The 23,546-nt window shown below is 70.4% G+C and carries 20 protein-coding genes and 1 pseudogene; 15 read left to right on the top strand and 6 right to left on the bottom strand.

Features of this window, described 5'->3' with window-relative positions:
* Positions 1–90 precede the first annotated feature (90 nt).
* Positions 91–2,313 carry an RICIN domain-containing protein gene (locus ACSYGN_RS13510; RefSeq protein ID WP_460395251.1) on the bottom strand — a complete coding sequence of 741 codons (2,223 nt, stop codon included), beginning with the start codon at positions 2,311–2,313 and terminating at the stop codon, positions 91–93.
* A 505-nt stretch (positions 2,314–2,818) separates the two neighbouring features.
* Here ACSYGN_RS13510 and ACSYGN_RS13505 point away from each other — a divergent pair.
* The 11 genes and pseudogenes from ACSYGN_RS13505 (at position 2,819) to ACSYGN_RS13455 (ending at position 13,468) form a co-directional block, all read left to right on the top strand.
* Positions 2,819–3,634: an SOS response-associated peptidase gene (locus tag ACSYGN_RS13505; protein WP_460395248.1), complete on the top strand. Its 816-nt coding sequence runs from the start codon at positions 2,819–2,821 to the stop codon at positions 3,632–3,634.
* Positions 3,635–3,776: 142 nt separating this feature from the next.
* On the top strand, positions 3,777–4,364 hold the full coding sequence (locus tag ACSYGN_RS13500; protein ID WP_460403436.1) for an alpha/beta hydrolase family protein: 588 nt from the start codon (positions 3,777–3,779) through the stop codon (positions 4,362–4,364).
* A 259-nt stretch (positions 4,365–4,623) separates the two neighbouring features.
* Entirely contained in the window at positions 4,624–5,340 is a 717-nt protein-coding gene (locus tag ACSYGN_RS13495) for a sigma-70 family RNA polymerase sigma factor (protein WP_460403434.1), read from the top strand.
* Positions 5,337–5,663 (top strand): mycothiol system anti-sigma-R factor, encoded by a 327-nt coding sequence (gene rsrA / locus ACSYGN_RS13490; protein ID WP_460395246.1) that lies wholly within the window; start codon positions 5,337–5,339, stop codon positions 5,661–5,663. The genes ACSYGN_RS13495 and rsrA overlap by 4 nt, the downstream gene beginning before the upstream one ends.
* A 217-nt stretch (positions 5,664–5,880) precedes the next feature.
* Positions 5,881–7,191, top strand: a complete 1,311-nt coding sequence (locus ACSYGN_RS13485; RefSeq protein WP_460403432.1) for an HD-GYP domain-containing protein — start codon at positions 5,881–5,883, stop codon at positions 7,189–7,191.
* The gene (locus ACSYGN_RS13480; protein WP_460395244.1) at positions 7,188–8,417 is read left to right on the top strand and encodes an HD-GYP domain-containing protein; all 1,230 of its coding nucleotides are present in this window, start codon (positions 7,188–7,190) and stop codon (positions 8,415–8,417) included. Before ACSYGN_RS13485 ends, ACSYGN_RS13480 begins: the two co-directional genes overlap by 4 nt.
* 105 nt (positions 8,418–8,522) lie before the next feature.
* A complete protein-coding gene (locus ACSYGN_RS13475) occupies positions 8,523–9,503 on the top strand; it encodes a tetratricopeptide repeat protein (RefSeq protein ID WP_460395242.1) in 981 nt (326 codons plus the stop codon).
* A 174-nt stretch (positions 9,504–9,677) separates the two neighbouring features.
* Entirely contained in the window at positions 9,678–10,328 is a 651-nt protein-coding gene (gene def / locus ACSYGN_RS13470; RefSeq protein WP_460395240.1) for a peptide deformylase, read from the top strand.
* A 322-nt stretch (positions 10,329–10,650) separates the two neighbouring features.
* A pseudogene (cyc1, locus tag ACSYGN_RS13465) lies at positions 10,651–11,743 on the top strand (epi-isozizaene synthase).
* On the top strand, positions 11,740–13,149 hold the full coding sequence (locus tag ACSYGN_RS13460; protein ID WP_460395238.1) for a bifunctional albaflavenone monooxygenase/terpene synthase: 1,410 nt from the start codon (positions 11,740–11,742) through the stop codon (positions 13,147–13,149). Before cyc1 ends, ACSYGN_RS13460 begins: the two are co-directional and overlap by 4 nt.
* 127 nt (positions 13,150–13,276) lie before the next feature.
* Positions 13,277–13,468: a hypothetical protein gene (locus ACSYGN_RS13455; protein WP_460395236.1), complete on the top strand. Its 192-nt coding sequence runs from the start codon at positions 13,277–13,279 to the stop codon at positions 13,466–13,468.
* A 39-nt stretch (positions 13,469–13,507) separates the two neighbouring features.
* Here ACSYGN_RS13455 and ACSYGN_RS13450 read toward each other — a convergent pair whose 3' ends face one another.
* The 4 genes from ACSYGN_RS13450 to ACSYGN_RS13435 all read right to left on the bottom strand — a co-directional run bounded on the left by ACSYGN_RS13450 (position 13,508) and on the right by ACSYGN_RS13435 (position 17,090).
* Positions 13,508–14,020, bottom strand: a complete 513-nt coding sequence (locus tag ACSYGN_RS13450) for a GNAT family N-acetyltransferase (protein ID WP_460395234.1) — start codon at positions 14,018–14,020, stop codon at positions 13,508–13,510.
* Positions 14,021–14,136: 116 nt separating this feature from the next.
* Positions 14,137–15,765 (bottom strand): monocarboxylate uptake permease MctP, encoded by a 1,629-nt coding sequence (gene mctP, locus ACSYGN_RS13445; protein WP_460395232.1) that lies wholly within the window; start codon positions 15,763–15,765, stop codon positions 14,137–14,139.
* Positions 15,762–16,049, bottom strand: coding sequence for a DUF3311 domain-containing protein (locus ACSYGN_RS13440; protein ID WP_460395230.1), 288 nt, complete (start codon positions 16,047–16,049; stop codon positions 15,762–15,764). The genes mctP and ACSYGN_RS13440 overlap by 4 nt, the downstream gene beginning before the upstream one ends.
* Before the next feature lie 276 nt (positions 16,050–16,325).
* Positions 16,326–17,090, bottom strand: a complete 765-nt coding sequence (locus ACSYGN_RS13435; RefSeq protein WP_460395228.1) for a GntR family transcriptional regulator — start codon at positions 17,088–17,090, stop codon at positions 16,326–16,328.
* 416 nt (positions 17,091–17,506) lie between these two features.
* Here ACSYGN_RS13435 and ACSYGN_RS13430 point away from each other — a divergent pair, with 416 nt between their 5' ends.
* The 4 genes from ACSYGN_RS13430 (at position 17,507) to ACSYGN_RS13415 (ending at position 22,337) form a co-directional block, all read left to right on the top strand.
* Complete coding sequence (locus tag ACSYGN_RS13430) at positions 17,507–18,790, top strand: extracellular solute-binding protein (protein ID WP_460395227.1); 1,284 nt, start codon at positions 17,507–17,509, stop codon at positions 18,788–18,790.
* A 171-nt stretch (positions 18,791–18,961) separates the two neighbouring features.
* A complete protein-coding gene (locus ACSYGN_RS13425) occupies positions 18,962–19,948 on the top strand; it encodes a carbohydrate ABC transporter permease (RefSeq protein ID WP_460395226.1) in 987 nt (328 codons plus the stop codon).
* A 5-nt stretch (positions 19,949–19,953) separates the two neighbouring features.
* Positions 19,954–20,841, top strand: coding sequence for a carbohydrate ABC transporter permease (locus ACSYGN_RS13420; protein ID WP_460395224.1), 888 nt, complete (start codon positions 19,954–19,956; stop codon positions 20,839–20,841).
* Positions 20,842–20,849: 8 nt separating this feature from the next.
* Complete coding sequence (locus ACSYGN_RS13415; protein ID WP_460395222.1) at positions 20,850–22,337, top strand: glycoside hydrolase family 3 protein; 1,488 nt, start codon at positions 20,850–20,852, stop codon at positions 22,335–22,337.
* 201 nt (positions 22,338–22,538) lie between these two features.
* On the opposite strand, the gene nagB is transcribed toward ACSYGN_RS13415, so the two are convergent.
* The gene (gene nagB, locus ACSYGN_RS13410) at positions 22,539–23,324 is read right to left on the bottom strand and encodes a glucosamine-6-phosphate deaminase (RefSeq protein WP_460403430.1); all 786 of its coding nucleotides are present in this window, start codon (positions 23,322–23,324) and stop codon (positions 22,539–22,541) included.
* Between the last annotated feature and the right edge of the window lie 222 nt (positions 23,325–23,546).

Raw genomic sequence — 23,546 nt, 5'->3', positions numbered from 1 at the left:
GGCCGGCAGTGGAGCTTGCGTGCTGGGCTTGCGTGCTGGCTTGCGTTCTGGGTTTGCGGTCTGGGTTTGCGTTCTGGGTTTGCGGACGCTCTACGGGTAGGCCGTCAGGTTGGCCACATTGGTGGTGGAGTTGGACGGACCGCCCGTGCTGTTGATGACGTGCCGGATGGTGCCCACGCCGCCCAGGGACACGGTCAGCATGCTGGTGAAGCGCACATTGGAGTTGTTCGGCGCCTCGATGGCCCGCTCGGCGGTCACGCTCGAGTTGGCGTTGAAGTAGCAGTAGCTGCCGAGTCCGTAGGCCTGGTGACTGGTGACCGAGTCCGCGACCTTGTAGGCGGCGTAGCCCTGCGTGGAACCGTTCATCCAGGAGGACTGGTTCGGCGGGTCGTAGGGCATCTCGTTCTGGTAGAAGTACGTCCGCCCGCCGTTGCCGTTCCAGATGGTCTGGTACTTCTGGTAGTGCTCGACGAACAGGCCGTACGCGGTGACGTTGTCACCGTTGACGATCAGGCCGGTGTCCGCGGTGTTGCTGTTCCAGCCGACGCCGCTGCCGTGATCGGCGCGCCAGATCCAGTTGTGGTCGGCGATGACGTTGTCGCTGTTGATGACCAGGCTGGTGGTCGCCTTGCCGACGGCGGCGCCGCCCACGCGGAAGTACACGTCGTGCAGGGACGTCGGGTCGGAGGCGTGGGAAGCGGACGCGTTGGACGGCCCGACTTCCATCAGGGTGGGCGAGTTGGTGGTGCCCGCGTCGAACAGGATGCCCGCGACGTTCACACCGTCCACGTCGGCCACCTTCATCGCGGTGATGCCGTTGTCCGGGATGAAGGTGGCCAGGCCCAGGCCGAGGATCACCGTGTCGGCGCGGTTCACCTGCAGGGTCTGGTTGAGGTGGTAGACACCCGGGGTGACGAGGAGATTCTTGCCCGCGGCCAGGGCGCTGTTGATGTCCGCGGCGGTCGCGCCCGGCTTCACGATGTAGAAGGTGTCCAGGGACAGCGAGGTGCCGGAAGGTGATCCGCTCGCCCAGCTGACGCCGGTGGCGTTGGACCGCTGGGAGGGCACGAACACCTGGTAGGCGCCGTTCTCGTCGACGTACATGAACGGCTTCTCCCGGACGACCGGGGACTGCGCGACCGTGGTGTACGGCGGGTTCGGGAAGCTGGTGGACGGGACGCCCTGGCTGCCGACGAAGACCATGTTCCAGTTGGAGCCGGTCCAGCTGCCGAGCTGGGAGTTGCGGGTGAGCCACTGCTGCTGGCTGCCGGAGTTGACCTGACCGTCGATCTTGGAGTCGGCGAGGAGGCCGCCGCTGGACCAGCCGCCGTCGTCCAGGGCGAGGTCGCCGCGCAGATGCATCCGGCGGTAGGACGCCGCCTGCGAGACCGCCCAACGGTCGCTGCCGCTCGTCGGGTTGACGGACAGGTTCTCGGCACCGCGCCAGAAGTTCTGCGTCGCGTTGCCCTGGAACCAGTCGGCCTCGGCGTGCACCGCGCCGTTGATCGTGACCGCGTCCGGGCTCAGACCGAGACCCGCGACCTGGGTGTAGAAGCCGACATTGACGTCCGCGTCGTAGGAACCGGGCTTGAACATGACGGCGTAGCGCTGGGAGCCGAACTGGTTCGACTCCTGCTGCTGGAAGATCTGGGTCAGCTTGCTCTGGATCGTCGAGGACGACATGGACGGGTCGAAGACGACCACGTTCGAGCCGAAGTCCGGATTCGTGCCCGGCTGGGTCACGGGGACCACCTGGAAGCGCTGGGCGGCGCTGCCGTTGCAGGTGTACTGGACGAACTGCACGCTGTTCGCGGTGGAGGCACTGGGGTCGTCGAGGCACTTGCCGCTGTTGCGGTTGACGAAGTGGTAGGCGCCGCCGCCCTCGTGGACGGGGAGCCACTGCTGGTTGGCGCCGCCGCCGTAGGTCCACAGGTGGACGAGGGCGTTGTCGGCCGTGGACACGTCGGCGACGTCCGCGACCTGGTTGGTGTCGTTGCGGTTGTTGATACGGACGTAGCCGTCGCCGGTGGTGGTGAAGCTCCACTGCTGGGCCGTGGAGCCGTTGCACGCGTACTGCTGCACGACGGTGCCGTTGGCGGTGGCCGCCGCCTTGGCGTCCAGGCATCGGCCGCTCGCGGCGTTCATGACGGTCGCGAAGCCGTCGGGCAGTGCGGCGGCCGCGCTCGCCGCCGCACTCGCGGGCGCCGGTGCGGCGGTGATCAGGGAGGCGACGGCCGCGGTGACCACCGCGGAGGTGGTCGATCTGCGGCGGCGTCTGAGCGCGGAGCGCAAGGGGGTGAGCGGGGTGAGCATGGATTCTCCTTACCGATCAAGTCGGCGGGGGGTGGAGTGGCAGCGCCAGCGTGGGAACGCGGGGGAACGCGGTCAGCCGGCCGGTGGCGCGTGAAAGCGCGGCATGGGAGACGGCCGTGGGGGGCTGGGCATGCAAGGCCCTTCGTGGGGGTGAACAACCAAGGCCGCTCGTGGGGGAACAACCAAGGTCGCGTTCACCGCGTGAACGGTGAATCCATCACGCGGTGCGATGCTGACCTGAGAACCTAGGGGTCTGGATCACTTTCGTCAAGAAGTGAAGTAAGCGGTGAGAGAAGCGAGTTACCGCTTCGGTCAGGCGCCCGTCCGCCCGCGGGGACACAGTCACCTGGGCTGTCCCATGCCTACAGCCGCACATGGTCCTTGACAGCAGCGGTCTGCGACTCTTGGACGTGTCCCGGAGACTCGGACACAAGAGCAAGCTGACTAGTACTGACCGCTTGCGGCATGACCTGGCGTTTCGCAGGTCGGATGGGGGCTTGAGGATATGTGCGGACGTTATGCGGCGAGTCGCAGACCCGAGGATCTCGCAGGGGTCTTCGAGGTCGAGAAGTGGGAGCCCGAGGAAGCCTTGGACCCCGACTTCAACGTGGCTCCGACCAAGGAGGTCTACGCCGTCCTCGACCGTCCTCTGAAGGACGCCGGTGATCCGCGTCCGGTGCGGCAGCTGCGCAGGCTGCGCTGGGGCCTGGTGCCGTCCTGGTCGAAGACCCCCGAGGGCGGCGCCCGGATGATCAACGCGCGCTCGGACACGGTGGCCGAGAAGCCGTCGTACCGCCGCGCCTTCGCCGCCCGGCGCTGCATCCTGCCCGCCGACGGCTACTACGAGTGGGTCACCGGCAGCCAGGAGCGCGATCTGGAGGTCGAGGGGAAGAAGAAGCGGCCGCGCAAGCAGCCGTACTTCGTGCTGCCCGCCGACGGCTCGGTGTTTGCGATGGCCGGTCTCTACGAGTTCTGGCGCGACCGCACCCTGCCTGACGAGCACCCGCGGGCCTGGTGGGTGACCTGCACGGTGATCACCACGGACGCCGAGACCACCCCGCTCGCCGTCGCCCCCGCCGAGGGCCCGCGCTCCCTCGCCGACATCCACCCCCGGATGCCCCTGATGCTCACCCCGGACCGCTGGGACGCCTGGCTGGACCCGGCCCGCACGGACCCCGACGACCTGCGCGGCCTGCTCGCCCCGCCGCCGCCCGGCCTGATGCGCGCCTACCCCGTCTCCACGGCCGTCAGCAATGTCCGCAACAACGGCCCGGAGCTGCTGAAGGAGCTCGCGGCGCCGGAAGAGGGCACACTGTTCTGACGTGACCACCGAGACCGGCGGGACGACAGGGGCCGCAGGCACGCCCCGCACCACCGCCCCCACCGAGACCACCGCCCCCACCGAGACCGCCAAGACCCGCGAGACCACCGAGACCCGCGAGACCGATGCCGGTACCGCCCGTATCACCTGGCACCGCGCGAAGCGGCCCCGGCTGGTGCTCGCCGTGAGCCATGGCGCGGGCGGCGGCATCGAGGCGCGGGACCTCCGGGCGCTGGCCCGGGTGCTGCCCGGGCACGGGGTGAGCGTCGCCCTGGTGGAGCAGCCCTGGCGGGTGGCCGGGAAGAAGGTCGCCCCGGCTCCGAAGACCCTCGACACCGGCTGGCGCGGCATCTGGCCCGCCCTGACCGCGCCCGGACTGCCGGTGATCTCCGGCGGGCGCAGCGCCGGCGCCCGGGTCGCCTGCCGTACGGCGCCGGCGCTGGGCGCCGTCGCGGTGCTCGCCCTCAGTTTTCCCCTCCATCCGCCGGGCAGGCCCGAGAAGTCCCGCGCGCAGGAACTGCTGGGCGCCGGGCTGCCCACGCTCGTCGTCCAGGGCGGCAACGACACGTTCGGGCGGCCCGCGGAGTTCCCCGACGGGTCGTACGACCTGATCGAGGTGCCGTACGCCGACCACGGCCTCGCCGTCCCCAAGCGCGCGGAGCTCACCCAGGAAGGGGCGCTGGAGATCGTCACCGGCGGTGTCGCCGAGTGGGCCGCGTCACTCGGGTGACGACCGGGAATGCCCGGGACCGGACCACTGTTGAGGCGGACAGATGTGCTGGCGAAGCAGCACCGACGTCGTGGGAGAGGGAGTCCGCCGCATGGGTTCGACGATCTGCCCGAGCCGCAGCAGCGGCCGCACCGACCTGGACTGGACGGTGCTGCACGCGGCCAAGACCGCCCCGATTCGGGCGGCGGCGGACAGGGGTCGTGTTCTATCCTCCGATTCGAGTGGGACCGGCTTCGGTCCTGCCCGGAATCTTGAGGAGGTGGGTCCGGTCACCGGTACCGACGCAGGGACCGACAACGGCCAGGCGGAGCAGCCCGAGGGCCAGGGCATGAGTGCGGACACGACGGCGGCCGGACGGGACCGGTCCGCCGAGTCGACCGCGGAGCGCAGTGCGCGCTTCGAGCGGGACGCGCTCGAATACCTCGACCAGATGTACTCGGCCGCTCTGCGCATGACGCGCAACCCGGCCGACGCCGAGGACCTGGTGCAGGAGACCTACGCCAAGGCGTACGCGTCCTTCCACCAGTTCCGTGAGGGCACCAACCTCAAGGCGTGGCTGTACCGGATCCTCACCAACACCTTCATCAACTCGTACCGCAAGAAGCAGCGCGAGCCCCAGCGCAGCGCGGCCGAGGAGATCGAGGACTGGCAGCTTGCCCGTGCCGAGTCGCACATGTCGACCGGGCTGCGCTCCGCCGAGTCGCAGGCGCTGGACCATCTGCCCGACTCGGATGTCAAGGAAGCGCTCCAGGCGATCCCCGAGGAGTTCCGCATCGCCGTCTATCTCGCGGACGTCGAGGGCTTTGCGTACAAGGAGATCGCGGACATCATGGGGACACCCATCGGCACGGTGATGTCCCGGCTGCACCGGGGCCGCCGTCAACTCCGCGGCATGCTGGAGGACTACGCACGTGAGCGCGGTCTCGTCCCGGCCGGTGCGTCGGAGTCGGACGAAGCGAAAGGCTCGGGCTCATGAGCTGCGGAGAGCCGCACGAGACGGACTGCAGTGAGGTACTCGACCACCTCTACGAGTTCCTCGACCGTGAGATGCCGGACATCGATCGCACCAAGATCCAGCAGCATTTCGACGAGTGCTCGCCGTGCCTCGAGAAGTACGGGCTCGAACAGGCCGTGAAGAAGCTGGTCAAGCGGTGCTGCGGGCATGACGACGTGCCGACCGACCTGCGCGCCAAGGTCATGGGGCGGATCGATCTGATCCGCTCCGGTCAGTCGGTGCCCGAGCACGATGTGACCGCCGCGCCGCCGGAAGCCGAGAAACTCCTGAACCAGGAGTCCTGAACCTTCTGCCCGCGCAGGCACCGGTACCGCTTCACCCCGCGCCCGCCGCCCGTGCCACGCCCCCCGCAGGGTTCCCGCACGGTTCCCGCGCCCGCGGATCATCACCCGAACGTGGTAACCCGCGTCCCAGCGCCCGCGTGTCCCCGCCGCCCGGCCTAGGCTCCGGAGCCTGGACAGGCACGGCCGGGGGACGGGTATGCGGTGGGGGCGAGGCGGCGTGGAGGCGGTTCCGGTACGGGCCCGGGTGTACGCGACCTGTGTCGCCGTCTGCGCCCTGGCCTGCCTGGTCCCCCCGGTGCCGCGGACCCCCTGGTGGACCGTCGCGCTGCTCGCCGCGGTGTACGCGGCCTGTGAGCGCTGCGCCGGCCGCCGTTTCGCCGGCGCGTTCCACCCGGTGCTCTTCGCCGGCGCCTTCCTGCTGACACCGCCCGCCGCAGCGCTCGTACCGCTGCCCGGGACCCTGCTCGCCCCGGCGGCACGCCGGACGCCCCCGCTGCGGCGCCTCTGGCGGGCGGCCCGGCTGGCCCTCGCCCTCTGGGCCGCCGCGCGGGTGCACGGGGCGCTCGACGGGCCGCGCGCCGTCGCGGCGCCCGACTTCCCGTACGCCGTGCTGCCCGTCGCGGCCGCCGTCCTCGTCTTCTGCCTGGCCCTCGCCGTCCTCGACGGCGGGATCCGCGCCGCCGCCGAACGGCTGCCGACGCGCCGCGCCTGGCGCGGGCTGCTGGGCCCCTCCCTCGCACCCGCCGCGGTGCACGGGCTCGCCGGACTGATGACGGCCGTCCTGTGGCGCAGCCCCTACGGCCCCTGCGCCGCGCTGCTCGTGCTGCTGCCGATGGGCGTGTCCTGGTGGGCCTTCGCGCAGTACCACCGGGAGCGTGCCGCCCACCAGGCCACCATCCGCGCCCTCGTCCAGGCCGTCGACATCAAGGACGGATACACGCGCGGGCACAGCGAACGCGTCGGACAGGCGTCCATGATGATCGCCCGGGAACTCGGCATGGACGACGACCGCGTAGAACTCCTGCGCTTCGCCGGGATCCTGCACGACGTCGGCAAACTCGGCGTGCCCACCCGGCTGCTGCGCAAGGACGGCCCGCTCACCCCCGAGGAGCGCCGGGTGATCGAGCTGCATCCCGAGTACGGCCACGAAATGGTGCGAGGAATCGGTTTTCTGGGCGAGGCCCGCGCTGCGGTCCTGCACCACCACGAACGGCTCGACGGCAGCGGCTACCCCTACGGACTGACGGGCAGCCAGATCCCGGAGTGCGCACGGGTGGTGGCCGTCGCCGACGCCTTCGACGCGATGACGTCCACCCGCTCCTACCGCCGGGCCCGGCCGGTCGGGGCGGCGCTGGAGGAACTGGAGCGGTGCGCGGGCGCCCAGTTCGACCCGCGGATGGTCGAGGCGCTGGTAGAGGCCCTCGCCCGGGCGGGCGGCTGGCACCCCGTGGTCACCGCGGACGAGCCCGGTGCTGCGGCTCCCGCCGCCCCCGCGCCCGTTCCCGGCGGGCCGGGGGTACTGCGATGACCGCGCGCCGCCTCGTCCTGCTCACCGCCGCCCTCGTCGCAGCCGGATGCCTGGCCCACACCCTGTGCACAGGGCTCGACGCCAGGCCCGTCGCGCTGGCCTTCGGCGCGTTCGTCACCGTCGGCGAGCTGACCCGCTCCAGCGGCGCCCCGGTGCGGGAGGCCGCGCCGCTCGGTGCCGCGGGGGCACTGTCCTACGCGCTGCTCGGCGAGGCCGGGGGCCGCACCGGCGGGCAGGGCGCGGCGCAGGTCGTCGCCGTGGTGCTCGCCGCCTGTCTGCTCGGCAGCGTGCCGCACATCGCACGCGGCCGCGGACCGGTCACCGGCCATCTGGCCCGGCGGGTGCTCACCGTCGCCTTCGCCGCCGTCTGCTTCCAGCCCCTGTACCGCGAGGGCGCCTTCGGCGTCCGGCAGGGCCCCGGCCATGTGGTGCTGCTCCTCGCGCTCCTCGCCCTGACCGTGCTGTGCGACGCCGTGCTGGCCGCCGCGCTGGACCGCTCGCGCACCGGATGGCCGTTCCCCCAGCTGCTGCGCGACGAACTGCGCGCGCTGCCCTGCATCGGGACCGCGGTGTGCGCCACCGGCGCCGCGATGGCGCTCGCGGTCGATGTCGCCGGACTCTGGGCCCTGCCCGTGTTCGCACCGCCCCTGCTGCTGACCCAGCTCTCCTACCGGCGGTACGCCGCCGTCCGCACCACCTACCGCCAGACCATCGCCTCCCTCGCCCGCGCCACCGAGATAGCGGGCTGCACCCCCGCCGGACACGCCCGCCGGGTCGCCGCCCTGAGCCGGGCGGTGGGCCGGGACCTCGGCCTGTCCGCACCCGAGCTGACCGTCCTCGAATACGCGGCCCTCATGCACGACATCGGCCAGCTCAGCCTGGTCGATCCGGTGCCCGCGGGTGCCACCGCCGGGCTTCCGGCGGCCGAGCAGCGCAGGATCGCGCTGCTCGGCGGTGCCGTGGTGCGCCAGACCGGGGTGGACGCGGCGGTCGCCGTGGTCGTGGAGCGGCTGGCCGACCCGTATCCGGAGCAGCCGCTGGCCGCGCGGATCGTGCGCACGGTGAACGCGTACGAGGAGAAAGCCCGGGACACCGGGCCCGGCGGGCCGCTGGCCGCACTGGAGGAACTGCGGCTCGGCACCGCCCAGGATCACGCGCCCGACGTCGTCGAGGCCCTCGCCCGGGTGCTGGCGAGGGACTGTCTTACCCTGCCCCCGGCTGGGTAACCCATGGGTAATGAGCGCCTCTCAAGCCGCACGTGGTTGGATGCGAGAGAGCGGACGTACGGGGGCTTCGGCCGGCTCACTCCACGGAACTGGCAGGCGGGAATCGTGAGGATCTTCGGCAAGGGACGGCACCGGCCCTCCGCCTCATGGCGGCAGGCCACCGATCGCGCGTTCACGCTGATCGGTGACGGCCGGTACGAGGACGCGGGCGCCCTGCTGACCCGCGCCGCCGATCTGGAGCCCTGGCTGTCCGAATCCTGGTTCAACCTGGCCCTGCTGCACAAGTTCCGCCACGACTGGGAGCAGGCCCGGGCGGCGGGACTGCGCGCCGTGGCACTGCTGGAGCGCGAGTCCGGCGCCCCGGACTGGTGGAACGTCGGCATCGCCGCCACCGCCCTCCAGGACTGGCCGCTGGCCCGCCGCGCCTGGCAGGCGTACGGGCTCCAGGTGCCCGGCGCCAGCGCGGCCGCCGGGGAGCCCGCCGGGATGGAGCTGGGCAGCGCGGCCGTACGGCTGTCGCCGGAGGGCGAGGCCGAAGTGGTGTGGGGGCGACGGCTCGACCCGGCGCGGATGGAAGTGCTGTCGATTCCGCTGCCGTCGTCGGGGCGCCGCTGGGGCGAGGTCGTCCTGCACGACGGGGTGCCGCACGGGGAGCGCACCACTGCCGCCGGGCACGCCTATCCGGTGTTCGACGAGATCGAGCTGTGGGCCCCGTCGCCCGTCCCGACCTGGGTGGTGCTGCTGGAGGCGGCCACCGAGGGCGACCGGGACGCGCTGGAACGGCTCGCCTCCGACGCCGGGTTCGCCGCGGAGGACTGGTCGTCGTCCGTGCGGCTGCTGTGCCGGATGTGCTCCGAGTCGCGGATGCCGTCCGACGAGGGCGACGGCGTCCACCTCGACCCCCACGACCACAGCGAGCCGGGGCACCCGGGGCCGCTCGGCCACCGCACCGACGGACAGCTGTGGGTGCCGGAGCGCGAGTGCGGGGTGGCTGCGCCGGCTTCGCTGGTGAGGGGGTTGCTGGACGGGTGGGTTGCGGACAGCCCGGACTCGCGTGACTGGCGGGATCTGGAAGAGGTCTGTTAGGGCCTTCCGGCGGATCAAGACTGAGTGCCGTTGTCGGCTGCGGGTCTGTCGTAGCTGGTCGTCCCGCGAGGCAGAGCCGCATATCGATACAGCCCCCGCCCCTTCGGGGGCGCGGTCCCCGTACCCTGTATCAGCATCTACTCCCCGTTCTTTTCAGGAAGGCGTACGTCGGTCATGGCGCAGCAGGACACCGATCAGCAGCACGCGGGCGTGCTCCCCGTGGACGACGAGGGCTTCGTCATCGACACCGAGGACACCGAGGAGCGTGAGACCGCCTGGCGCGAGCGCGGCAGCTCGCGGCCGATCACGGTGGTCGGCAACCCGGTGCTGCACAAGGAGTGCAAGGACGTCACCGAGTTCGGCGCCGAACTCGACCAGCTGGTCGCGGACATGTTCGCCAGCCAGCGCGCCGCCGAGGGCGTGGGCCTCGCCGCCAACCAGATCGGCGTCGACCTGAAGGTCTTCGTCTACGACTGCCAGGACGACCAGGGCGCCCGGCATGTCGGCGTGGTCTGCAACCCCCGGGTCGTCGACCTGCCCGCCGACCGGCGCCGTCTTGACGACAGCAACGAGGGCTGCCTGTCCGTGCCGACCGCCTACGCGGCGCTGGCCCGCCCCGACTACGCCGAGGTGACCGGGCAGGACGAGAAGGGCAACCCGGTCAAGGTCCGCGGCACGGGTTACTTCGCCCGGTGTCTCCAGCACGAGACCGATCATCTGTACGGATACCTGTACATCGACCGGCTCTCGAAGCGGGAGCGCAAGGACGCGCTGCGGCAGATGGCCGAGAACGAACCCCGCTACCCCGTCGTGGCCAACGACTGAGGCCCTCGCGGGATGCGGTGCGCCGTGCGCCCGTGAACGGCGCCCGACCAGGAGTTTCTCTGGTCGGGCGCCGTTTTTCATGCCCTTTCCCCGACCCTGTGGATTCGATCTCTTGTTCCCATTTCTAGTCCCCGTGTCCCCTTTTCGATCCGCTGTGCGATATCTGCGGGAGGATTATCGGCACGGTGGGGTAGTGAAGGGCGCAAAGGCATTCCCAGCGCACCGGGTTTGGTGCTGAATGGAAGCGCGGGGATAGTGCAAACGGCGTACGCCCGGCTCGGCAGGGGGGTGTGCGCCCCCGACGGCTGAGAGGGGACAGTTCGTGCCTGCTTTCCCGTACCGCACCTCACCGGCGCCGCCCGCGGACGCGGTCACCGTTCCGCCCTTACTGGCCTTACCCGTGATCGAGACGGAGTTTCCCCGGCAGCGGCATCCGTATTGGCCCGCGCTCCAGCGCGGCACCCGCAGGTGGCTGCTGGAAAAGCGTCTCATGCCGGCCGACAAGATCGCCGCGTACGCCGACGGCCTGTGCTACACCGACCTGATCGCGGGCTACTACATCGGAGCCCCCGACGACGTCCTCCAGGCGATAGCCGACTACAGCGCCTGGTTCTTCGTCTGGGACGACTGCCACGACCGCGACATCGTGCACGGCCGCGCCGCTGCCTGGCGGCGCCTCAGAACCGATCTCCATACGGCAGTCGACGCCCCGCGAGCCCATCTGCGCCACCACGATCCGCTGGTGGCCGCCTTCGCGGACAGCGTGCTGCGGCTCTGCTCGTTCCTGTCCGGCACATGGGCCGCGCGCTTCGCCCGGCACTTCCACGCCGTGATCGAGGCGTACGACCGGGAGTACCACCATCGCACCGAGGGGATCGTCCCGACGGTGGAGGAATATCTGCGGCTGCGCCGTCTCACCTTCGCCCACTGGATCTGGACGGATCTTCTCGAACCGAGCGCCGGACAGGAACTCCCGGACACCGTGCGGAAACACCGTGCCTATCGGCGGGCCGCACTGCTGAGCCAGGAATTCGCCGCCTGGTACAACGACCTGTGCTCGCTCCCCAAAGAACTCGCGGGCGACGATGTGCACAATCTCGGAATCAGTCTTGTCGTCCACCGCGGAATGACTCCGCAGGACGCGGTCGCCGAACTCCGCCGCCGGATCGCGGAATGCGTCACGGAATTCCTGCACGCGGAACGCGAGGCGCTGAGGCTCGCCGACCGGATCGCCGACGGAACGGTGCGCGGAAAGGAAATGAGCACCGCCGTACTGTCCTGCGTCGGCAATATGCGCAACTGGTTCAGTTCCGTCTACTGGTTCCACCACGAATCCGGCCGCTACTCGGTCGACCGATGGGACGACCCGTCCACGCCCCCGTACGTCAGCGAACGAAACGGCAGGTGAGACATGACCGTCGACTCCGTACCATCCGGCGCGCGGCGGAGCGTCGGCAGCGAACCGGATGAGCCGCCCCTCGCGGGCGGCGCGCTGCCGCTCCTCGGCCACGGCTGGAAGCTGGTCCGCGACCCGCTGGCCTTCATGGCCGGGCTCCGCGACCACGGCGACGTCGTACGTCTGAGGCTCGGCCCCAGGACGGTGTACGCCGTCACCACGCCCGAACTCACCGGAGCGCTGGCGCTGAGCCCCGACTGGGCGGTCGACGGCCCCCTGTGGCAGTCCCTGGAGGGACTGCTCGGCAAGGAGGGCGTGGCGACCGCCAACGGCCCCCGCCACCGGCGCCAGCGCCGCACCGTCCAGCCCGCGTTCCGGGAGGCCGCCATCCCGGCGTACGCGCAGGTCATGGAGGAGGAGGCGCACGGGCTGACCGAGCGCTGGCGGTCCCTGGAGCGCGTCGACGGAACCGTCGACGGGACAGTCGACGGAACCTCCGAGTCCTTCCGGATCGCGGTGCGCATCGCCGCCCGGTGCCTGCTGGGCGGGGGGTACGACAAGTATGTGGACGAGCGGGCGGAGCGGCTGTGCGCCGCGCTCGCCACCGTGTTCCGCGGTATGTACCGGCGCATGGTCGTCCCGCTCGGCCCCCTCTACCGGCTTCCCCTGCCGCCCAACCGCCGCTTCGACCGGGCCCTGGCCGATCTGCATCTGCTGGTCGACGAGATCGTCGCCGAGCGCCGTGGCTCGGGCCGGACACCGGACGATCTGCTCACCGCGCTGCTGGCCGCGAAGGACGACGACGGCGCCCCCATCGGGGAGCAGGAGATCCACGACCAGGTCGTCGCGATTCTCACCCCCGGCAGCGAAACCGTCGCCTCCACCGTCATGTGGCTGTTCCAGGTCCTCGCCACCCATCCGGAATGCGCCGACCGGATACGCGACGAGACGGAATCGGTCACCGGAGGCCGTCCCGTCGCATTCGGGGACGTCCGCCGGCTGATGTACACGAACAATGCCGTCGTGGAGGCCATGCGGCTGCGTCCCGCCGTATGGATTCTCACCCGGCGCGCGGTCCGCGACACCGAACTCGGCGGCCATCGCATTCCGGCCGGGGCCGACATCGTCTACAGCCCGTACGCCGTCCAGCGCGACGCGCGATCCTATGCGCACAGCCTGGAGTTCGACCCCGACCGCTGGCTTCCGGAGCGTGTGGGGGAGGTGCCGAAATACGCCATGAGCCCGTTCGGTACGGGCAATCGGAAGTGCCCGAGCGACCACTTCTCGATGGCTCAGCTGACGCTCGTCACGGCCGCCGTGGCGACGGCGTTCCGTCTGGAACAGGCGCCCGGGTCCGACGACTCGACCCGGGTCGGCATCACCCTCCGCCCCCAGCGCCTGCTGCTGAAACCGGTCCCCAGGTGACCGCCCGGGGCCGCCGGTGACGCCCCGGCGCGCGTTCAGGCGGCTTCCGGGCCCCGGAACGCGGGAGGCGGGGTGACGGGGGCGCGAGGCACGGGGGCCGGCACCTGTGACGCCCTACGCTGGCGTCGTGACGCCGAAGATGCCTGAAACGCCGAAGCCCGCCAGCTCTCGCCCCGACGCCGGGGCGAACGGCGGACGTGTGCCGTCGGCTGCCGCGGTACGGGCCGCTGCCGAGCTGGAGCGGTGGCGTGCTGACCCGGACTACCAGGCGGAGATCGCCTCAGTCCGGGAGGACATGGCCGCGCTCAGGGCGTGGTGACGTCTGCCGGTCCGCGTCGGTCCGTGCTCGTGGCGCGGCTCAGAACGCCAGCTCGTAGCTGAGGAGCATCAGCGTCTCGTCGAGGTGGGGGATGGGGTTCCAGTCGCGCGACGGGGCGCGGGTGAAGCCGAGGCGGTGGTAGATGCGGTGGGCCGCGTGCATGGCGGAATCGGTCGACAGGACGATGCCGGTGCAGCCCTCTACCGCCCTCGCCCGGTCCATGCAGGCCCGCACCAGCGCCTCGCCCGCGCCCCGGCCGCGCGCCGCCCGAGCGACCGCCAGCATCCGTATCTCCGCCTCCCCGGGCCGGGCGATGTCGGCCATGGGGCCGCCGGACGACGGTACGAAGGTCACGCCGCCCAGCACCTGCCCGTGCTCCGTGGCGACCAGCACCTCGGCGGCGGCCGCCCGCTTGGCCACGTCCTTGAGCTGGGCGAGATACGGGTCGGCCGCACCGAAGGTCAGCAGCCCGTCGTCGAGGTAGGCCGCGGCCGTGATCTCGCCGAGGGTGGCGTACTCGCTCGGGTCCGCCTTCCTGATCACGAGGTCCATGGCACCGAGTGTGCCGGACGGGTACGACAACGGGCCGCCGGATTTCCTCCCGGCGGCCCGGCGGCCCGGTATGCGTGGCGGAGTCCCGACGTCTGGTGCCACGCCCAGCGCCACGCCTAGTGGCTCGCCCCCGCTGTCGCCGACGGCTGTTCCACCCGTACCCCTGGGTCGCCCGCGTCGGCCGTGTAGTCCGACGGGCTCGTCTCGTCGGTGCCCTCGGGAGCCTTCAGCGCCTTCAGGGCCACCGTGAGGACGAGTGTGACGGCGGCGTTCAGGACGAAGGCCGTCAGGCCGATGTAGCCGATCTCGCCGATCCCCGGGATCTCCTTCGCCGAGCCGCCGAAGTGCGCCTGCGTCGGCGAGGCCACCCCGTACGCGGCGACGGTGCCGTAGACCATGCCGACCGCCCAGCCCGCGAGCAGTGCCCAGCGGTGGAACCAGCGGGTGAACAGGCCGCCGACCAGGGACGGGAAGGTCTGGAGGATCCAGATGCCGCCCAGGAGCTGGAAATTGATGGCGACCGTCTTGTCCATCGTCAGGACGAAGACCAGCGCGCCCACCTTCACCAGCAGCGACACGAGCTTGGAGACCCGGGTCTCCTGGGCCGGTGTGGCGTCCGGCTTGATGAAGTCCTTGTAGATGTTGCGGGTGAAGAGGTTCGCCGCCGCGATGGACATGATGGCCGCCGGGACGAGCGCCCCGATGCCGATCGCCGCGAAGGCCACCCCCGCGAACCAGGCCGGGAACATGTTCTCGAACAGCTGCGGGATCGCCAGCTGGCCGTTGGTGACCTTCACCCCGGCCGCGATCGCCATGAAACCGAGCAGCGCGAGCAGGCCCAGCATCAGGGAGTACAGCGGCAGGATCGTGGTGTTGCGGCGGATCACGTCACGGCTCTTCGAGGACAGCGTCGCGGTGATCGAGTGCGGGTACATGAACAGCGCGAGCGCCGAGCCCAGCGCCAGCGTGGCGTACGTCCACTGGCCCGCCTCGGCCGGTGCGAGGGCGCCGCGCGGCTTGCCGGTGGCCGGGTTGACCTGGGCGAACGCCTGGCTCGCCTTGGCGAAGACGTCGTCGAAGCCGCCCAGCCGGATCGGGATGTAGATGATCGCCACCGCGATCACGATGTAGATCAGCGCGTCCTTCACGAACGCGATCAGCGCGGGCGCCCGCAGCCCCGACGAGTAGGTGTACGCCGCCAGCACACCGAAGGCGATCAGCAGCGGCAGGTCCTTCACGAACCCGTTGGAGCTCGACCCGCCGCCGACGCCCATCACGTCCAGCACGGCCTGGATGCCGACGAGCTGGAGCGCGATGTACGGCATCGTCGCGAGGATGCCGGTCACCGCGACCGCCAGCGACAGGCTCTTGGAGCCGAACCGGCCGCGCACGAAGTCCGAGGTCGTCACATAGCCGTGCCGGTGCGACACCGACCACAGCCGCGGCAGGAAGACGAAGATCAGCGGGTAGACCAGGATGGTGTACGGCACCGCGAAGAAGCCGGCCGCGCCCGCCGCGTAGACCGCCGCCGGGACGGCGACGAAGGTGTACGCCGTGTAGAGGTCGCCGCCGAGCAGGAACCAGGTGACCCAGGTGCCGAACGACCGTCCGCCGAGACCCCACTCGTCCAGCGAGTGCTCGTTCTCCGCCCGGCGCCAGCGTGCCGCGAGGAAGCCCAGCACCGTGACGGCGAGGAAGAAGAAGACGAAGACACCGAGTGCGACACCGTTCACGCCGTCCTTCACTCCGACGCACCCCCCTCGGCGGCGGAACCGTGGGCAGCGTGGAGACGCCGGAGGCGCTGGTCGCGCTGCCAGAGCCGGTACGCCGTCATGGTGAGCGCCGTGGAGATCAGCACCCAGGCCATCTGGTACCAGTAGAAGAACGGGATGCCGATGAACTCCGGGTCGGTCTTGGCGTAGGAGCCGACCCACAGCATCGCCACGAAGGGCACGAGCAGGCAGAAGGCGACGGCGACCCGTAACGGCGTCACCATCGGCGGTCCGGACACTTCCGTTGCGTCTGACATCAGGCGACTCCGTCCCCTCGCGCGAGGCCTCGATAACCGCTGGTAACGCGCAGGCAATGTAGGGGACGGTGTCGGCGAACCGGAAGACGTCATCCGGACATCGCTGCGCAAAATCGCAACGAGCGAACGGGGTTTGAGGTGACGTCAGACGTCACCTCCACGCCGGCGGGTCAGTCCTGAGGCTGCTCGGGGCAGTCCTGAGGCCGCTTGGCTCAGCCCTGAGGCTGCTCGGCTCAGCCCTGAGGCTGCTCGGCTCAGCCCTCAGGACCGCTCGGATCAGTCCTGAGGCCGCTTCAGACGCGCGACGAACTTGTAGCGGTCGCCCCGGTACACCGACCGCACCCACTCCACCGGCAGCCCGTCGCGGTCCACGGAGTGCCGGGAGAGCATCAGCATCGGCAGGCCCACGTCGGTGCTGAGCAGCCCCGCCTCCCGCGGGGTGGCCAGCGAGGTCTCGATGATCTCCTCGGCCTCCGCGAGATGGACGCCGTAGACCTCGGCGAGGGCCGTGTAGAGGGACGTGTACTTCACCAGGGAGCGGCGCAGCGCCGGGAAGCGCTTGGCGGACAGATGCGTGGTCTCGATGGCCATCGGCTCGCCGTTCGCCATCCGGAGCCGCTCGATGCGCAGCACCCGCCCGCCCGCCGTGATGTCGAGGAGTTCGGCGAGCCGGTGGTCGGCGGTGATGTAGCCGATGTCCAGCAGCTGTGAGGTCGGTTCCAGGCCCTGGGCGCGCATGTCCTCCGTGTAAGAGGTGAGTTGCAGCGCCTGTGACACCTTGGGCTTGGCGACGAAGGTGCCCTTGCCCTGGATGCGCTCCAGCCGGCCCTCGACGACCAGTTCCTGGAGGGCCTGGCGCACGGTGGTGCGCGAGGTGTCGAACTCCGCCGCCAGCGTGCGCTCGGGCGGGACGGGCGTGCCAGGGGGCAGCGTCTCCGTCATCTCGAGCAGATGCTTCTTCAGACGGTAGTACTTGGGCACACGCGCGGTACGGACGGCCGCCCCACCCTCGTTCTCCGCACTGCTGACGTCGGTGCTCATCTTCCGCCTTCCGGCTCCGGGTGCCGTTGCGGCCCGCCTGTCGTGCACAGCCGGCCGTGGTGGCCCACATCGTGGCACGCCTGCGAGCGGGACGGTCCCGCTCTTTGGTGATCCCTTCTGTATACCGTCGCATTCCTTGATGGTCTAGTCCACCCCGCCCAAATGGTCCAGTCGGTTGTCTCGCCATTGGTCTACCCGTTTTCGCTGGGTTCCTACTTAAAGGTCCTTTCATATGTAGGTCGCGTAACGGAGTCTCCAGCCCCGGTGAACACCCTTGACAGGCCTATTGGTCTGGGCCATTCTCCCGGTGCTGGTCTACACCATTGGTCCAGTTCCCGGCCCCACGGGCGGTACGGCGTCGACGCTCTGACCGCGGGGGAGGCGGGGGGGTTTGTGGCATCCCTGAGGAGGGTGGCGTGAAGCGCAAGCTGGTAGCAGCGATCGGTATCGCGGGCATGATGGTCTCCATCGCGGCATGTGGGGGCAACGACAGCAAGGACTCCGGCAAGAGCGGTGCCGACGCCAAGGAGCTGACCGTCTGGCTCACCGTCGACGCGCAGAACAACTGGCCCGACCTCGTGAAGGCCGCCGACGCGGCGGTGGCCAAGAAGCACCCCGGCATCAAGATCAAGCACGAGTACTACGGCTGGCCCGACAAGAACACCAAGCTCGACGCCGTCCTGGCCACCGACAAGGCGCCTGACGTGGTCGAGATGGGCAACACCGAGATGCTCGGCTACATGGTCAACGGCGCCTTCGCGCCCGTGGACACCGCCAAGTTCACCAACTCCGCCCAGTGGCTGGACGGCCTCAAGACCTCCGTCACCTACCAGGGCAAGACCTACGGCGTGCCGTACTACGCGGGCGGCCGTGTCGCCAACTGGCGCAAGGACGTCTTCGCCGCCGCGGGCGTCAAGTCCGTCCCGAAGACGTACAACGACCTCACCGCCGCCCTCGACAAGGTGCAGAAGAAGCAGGGCGACAAGTTCAGCGCCTGGTACCAGCCCACCCGTGACTGGTACGCGGCCATGTCCTTCGTCTACGACGCCGGCGGCTCCATCGCCAAGGAGGAGGGCGGCCAGTGGAAGGGCAGCCTCTCCTCGCCCGAGTCCCTCAAGGGCCTCACCGACTTCAAGAATGTCGTCGACAAGTACATGCACGGCGACAAGACCAAGGACGAGTCCGACCGCTACATCGTCTACGGCCAGGGCAAGTCCGGCATGATCTTCGGTGCCGCGTGGGAGGGAGCGACCTCCGCCGACCCGAAGAACGACAAGACCGGCAAGCTCAAGGACAACCTCGAGAACTTCGTGATGCCCGGCCCCTCCGGCAAGAACATGCCGGTGTTCCTGGGCGGTTCCGACCTCGCGATCCCCACCCGCTCCGGCGCCCAGGCGGTCGCCGCCGAGTGGATCGAGGCGTTCACCGGCCCCTCCGGCCAGAAGGGCCTGATCGCCAAGGGCAACCTGCCCAACAACAAGACCGACCTCGCGACCCTGAAGAGCGACCCCGCGACGGCGGTCCCGGCCACCGCGGCCGAGTCCAACTGGTTCGTCCCGATGGCCCCCGGCTGGGGCAAGGTCGAGAAGGCCCAGGTGCTGCAGACCATGCTCCAGAACATCGGCACCGGCAAGAAGTCGGTGGAGGCGGCCGCCAAGGAGGCGGACGCCGCGATCGACAAGGTCATCAACAACAAGTGACCTGACCGCAGGGCCCCGTACGGTCCCGGGCACCGCTCCCGGGGACGGGGCCCTGCGTCCCGTACGGCCGCGCACGCCGAGTCGCCGCGAAGGCGCCCACCGGCGTGCCGCCCGGGCCGTGCGGGACGTCGCCTTCTCTCCGTACGACCCGAGGGACCGCAGGAGCGCCCGATGAGTTCCGCAGACACGACCACCCCAGCGAAGGTGCCGCCCCCGCGGCAGGCGCCGCCACCGGCCGCCCCGGACCGGCCACGCAGAACGCGGACGCCGGGCGGGGCCTCGGTGCCCTGGCTGCTGCTCGCCCCTTGTCTGCTGGTCCTCCTGCTGGTCATGGGCTACCCCCTGGTCCGGCTGGTCACCCTGTCCTTCCAGGCTTTCGGCCAGCCCCAGCTGTGGGGCTTCAAGCCCGCCGAGTGGGTCGGGTTCGACAACTTCTCCACGGTGCTCGGCGACAGCGAGTTCTGGGCCGTGGTCGTGCGCACGATCATCTTCGCGGGTGGCTGTGTGATCCTCACGATGGTCGGCGGCATGGCGCTCGCGCTGCTGCTCCAGAAGGTCTCCGGCTGGCTGCGCATACTGATCAACATCGTCCTGGTGGCGAGCTGGGGCATGCCGGTCATCGTGGCCACCACCGTCTTCAAGTGGCTCTTCGACTCGGACTACGGCGTCTTCAACGCCGTGCTCAGCCGCCTCCCCGGGGTCGACATGATCGGCCACAACTGGTTCGCCAGCGGCCCTGAGGGTCTTGCGGTGATCATGCTCCTTGTGGTGTGGGGCGCGGTGCCGTTCGTGGTCATCACGCTCAGCGCGGGTCTGACCCAGGTGCCCAAGGAACTGGAGGAGGCCGCGCGGCTCGACGGCGCGGGCGGCTGGGGCGTCTTCCGCTTCGTCACCCTGCCGATCCTCAAGCCCGTCATCGTGATGCTCACGACCCTCTCGGTGATCTGGGACATGGGTGTCTTCCCGCAGGTCTTCGTGATGCGCGGCGGACACCCCGAACCGGAGTTCCAGGTGCTCAACACCTACTCCTACGACCGCGCGTTCGTGGTCAACGACTATGCGCAGGGCTCGGCGATCGCCCTGATCACCGTGCTCCTGCTGCTGGGCGTGGTCGCGGTCTACATGCGCCAGATGCTTTCGATCGGAGAAGTGGAGTGAACAGCATGAGCGGCACGCTCTCCTCCGCGGCGCCCGGGACCCCCGCGGCCCCCACCGCAGCCGCCCCGGCCCGCCGCCGGAACTCGAAGCTCGGCTGGAACATCCTCGGCCTGCTCGTCTTCCTCGTCGCCGGCTTCCCGCTCTACTGGATGCTCAACACCGCGTTCAAGCCGGCCAAGGACGCCATCGATCCGGACCCGAGCCTGCTGCCCACCGGCCTCACGTTCGACAACTTCCGCCGGGCGCTGGACATCGCCGACTTCTGGGGCCCGGTCGGCCGCAGCCTCGTGGTGTCGGTCTCGGTCGTGGTGATCGGCGTGGTCGTCGGCACCCTCGCCGCGCTGGCCATCTCCCGCTTCGCCTTCCGGGGCCGCAAGGTCGTCATCGTGGGCATCCTGGCCGTCCAGATGGTCCCGCTGGTCGCGATGATCATCCCGGTCTTCCTGCTGCTCAACGATCTGCACCAGTACGACAAGCTGACCGGCCTGATCATCACGTATCTGACCTTCATCCTGCCCTTCACGGTGTGGACGCTGCGCGGCTTCATCGTCAACATCCCCAAGGAGCTGGAGGAGGCCGCGATGGTCGACGGCTGCTCCCGCACCGCCGCCTTCATCCGTGTCGTCTTCCCGCTCCTCGCCCCCGGCATGGTCGCCACCTCGGTCTACGGCTTCATCCAGGCCTGGAACGAGTACCTGTACGCCCTGATGCTGCTCAGCCAGGACCACCAGACCGCGACCGTGTGGCTCGGCAACTTCACCACCAAGCACGGCACCGAGTACGCCCCGATGATGGCCGGCGCCACGATGATGGCGGTACCGATCGTCGTCCTCTTCCTCCTCGTCCAGCGCAAGATGGCCGCGGGCCTGACCGCGGGCGCCGTGAAGGGATGACGCGACCCGTGACGACATTCGCCAGTGGCACCGACACTGTGACTCGCGACGCCCTCACCGTCCTCCAGCCCGGCTTCCCCGGCACCACAGCCCCCGACTGGCTGCTGCGCCGGCTCGGCGAGGGCCTCGCCTCCGTGGGCCTGTTCGGCCGCAACATCGACTCACCGGAGCAGGTGGCGGCGCTCACCGCCCAGCTGCGCGCCGAACGCGACGACGTCCTGGTCGCCGTAGACGAGGAGGGCGGCGACGTCACCCGCCTCGAAGTGCGCACCGGATCCTCGTTCCCCGGCAACCACGCCCTCGGCGCCGTGGACGACACCGAGCTCACCCGGGAGGTCGCCGCCGAACTCGGCCGCCGCCTCGCGGAGTGCGGCGTCAACCTCAACTGGGCACCGTCGGCCGACGTGAATTCCAACCCGGCCAATCCGGTGATCGGCGTGCGCTCCTTCGGTGCCGACACCGACCTGGCCGCCCGGCACACCGCCGCCTATGTCACCGGGCTCCAGTCGGCGGGGGTGGCCGCCTGCACCAAGCACTTCCCCGGGCACGGCGACACCGCCGTCGACTCCCACCACGCGATGCCGCGCATCGACGCGGACGCCGCGCTGCTGGAGTCCCGCGAACTGGCCCCGTTCCGCGCGGCGATCGCCGTCGGCACCCGGGCCGTGATGAGCGCGCACATCCTGGTCCCGGCCCTGGACCCGGAACGCCCCGCGACCCTCTCCCACCGCGTCCTGACCGGCCTGCTGCGCGAACGCCTCGGCTACGACGGCCTGATCGTCACCGACGGCATGGAGATGCAGGCCATCGCCGCCACCTACGGCATCGAGCGGGGCAGCGTGCTGGCCGTCGCGGCGGGCGCGGACGCGATCTGCGTGGGCGGCGGCCTGGCCGACGACGAAACGGTACGGCGTCTGCGTGACGCGCTGGTGACGGCCGTACGCACCGGCGAACTGGCGGAGGAACGCCTGGCGGAGGCGGCTCACCGGGTCCGGGCCCTGGCGACCTGGACGACGGAGCACCGTGTGCTGATGCGTACGGCCGTCACCCCGGACATAGGCCTGACGGCAGCCCGCAGGGCCCTGAGGATCACCGGCACCGCCGCCCCGCTCACCTCGCCCCCCTATGTCGCCGCGCTCACCCCGGTGGCGAACATCGCGGTGGGCGACGAGACCCCGTGGGGGGTGGCAGCGGATCTGACCCGGCTGCTGCCCGGCACGTCGACGGGCACCTTCACCGGCGACGGCGCAGGCCCCGCGGCCCTCTCGGCAGCGGGCGACCGCCGCATGGTGGTCGTGGTGAGGGACGAACACCGCCACCCGTGGATGTCCGGGGCCCTGGACACGATTCTGGCGGCCCGCCCGGACACGATGATCGTAGAAATGGGAGTCCCCCAGTCCCCGCCCCGCGGCGCGCTCCACATCGCCACGCACGGCGCGGCGAGGGCTTGCGGCAGAGCAGCAGCAGAGGCCCTGACGGGGACAACGACCGCCTGAGGCGGAGTCTCGCCCCCGCCGCCCCCGTACCCCCGCTCCTCAAACGCCGGAGGGGCTGATTTCAGCCCGTCCGGCGTTTGAGGACGAGGCCCGAAGGGCCGACAAGGGGGTCTGGGGGCGCAGCCCCCAGGGCCGGGAACGGGAAGGGGCGGCGGGGGCGAAAAAACCCACCCCGCCGCCCCACCCACCGGACCGGCCGGATCAGATCCCCTGCCACGCCGGCTTGTTGTCGTACGCGTGCCGGAAATACCCCGCCAGCTTCAGCTTCGACGCAGCAGCCTCATCAACCACAACCGTCGCATGCGCATGCAACTGAAGCGCAGACCCGGGACACACCGCAGCAACCGGCCCCTCCACAGCCGCAGCCACCGCATCCGCCTTCTGCTCCCCGGTGGCGAGCATCACCAGATGCCGCGCAGACAGAATCGTCCCGATCCCCTGCGTGATCACGTGATGCGGAACCTGCTCGATGTCACCCTCGAAGAAGCGCGCGTTGTCCACGCGGGTCTGCTCCGTCAGCGTCTTGATGCGCGTGCGCGAGGCGAGCGACGAGCAGGGCTCGTTGAACCCGATGTGCCCGTCGGTCCCGATGCCGAGCAGCTGAAGATCCGCCCCGCCGGCCTCGACGAGCGCACGGTCGTAGGAGTCGGCCGCGGCCTGCACGTCGGAGGCCGTCCCGTCGGGCCCGATGAACGCGTCGATCCCGACCTCGAGCGGCTCCAGGCACTCACGGATGAGCACCGAGCGGTACGACTCGGGGTGATCGGCGGGCAGCCCGACGTACTCGTCGAGCTGGGCGAACCGCGCCTTGGACACGTCCACCGCGCCGGAGCGGACGCGGGCGGCGAGCGCCTGGTAGATGGGCAGCGGGGTCGAGCCGGTGATCACACCGACGAGGGCGTCGGGCTTGTGCCCGAGGAGCTTTGCCACGGCATCGGCGATCAGCTCGCCACCCGCCTTGGCGTCCGGGACGATGACAACTTCCATGCTGGCCTGCCGTTCTGAAGCCCCGGAGAGGCCCGGGAACTGGGGTTTCGATACGGGGATCCGGCACTGCGCCCCGCGCGGACGCCGTACCGGAGTCCGCACCGGAGCCGGTGTTGGCTCCCATGTGGTTTAGACCAATCTATAGTCTAGTCGACGGCCCCCGCACCCGGCGCCCTTACCGCACAATCCGCTCAGGACAGGCGCGAGTGCCCCCGGCGGAGT

This window comes from Streptomyces sp. YIM S03343, from assembly GCF_054729195.1.
Note: the sequence above shows the minus strand (reverse complement) of the source record. Positions and strands in the feature narration are given on the sequence as shown.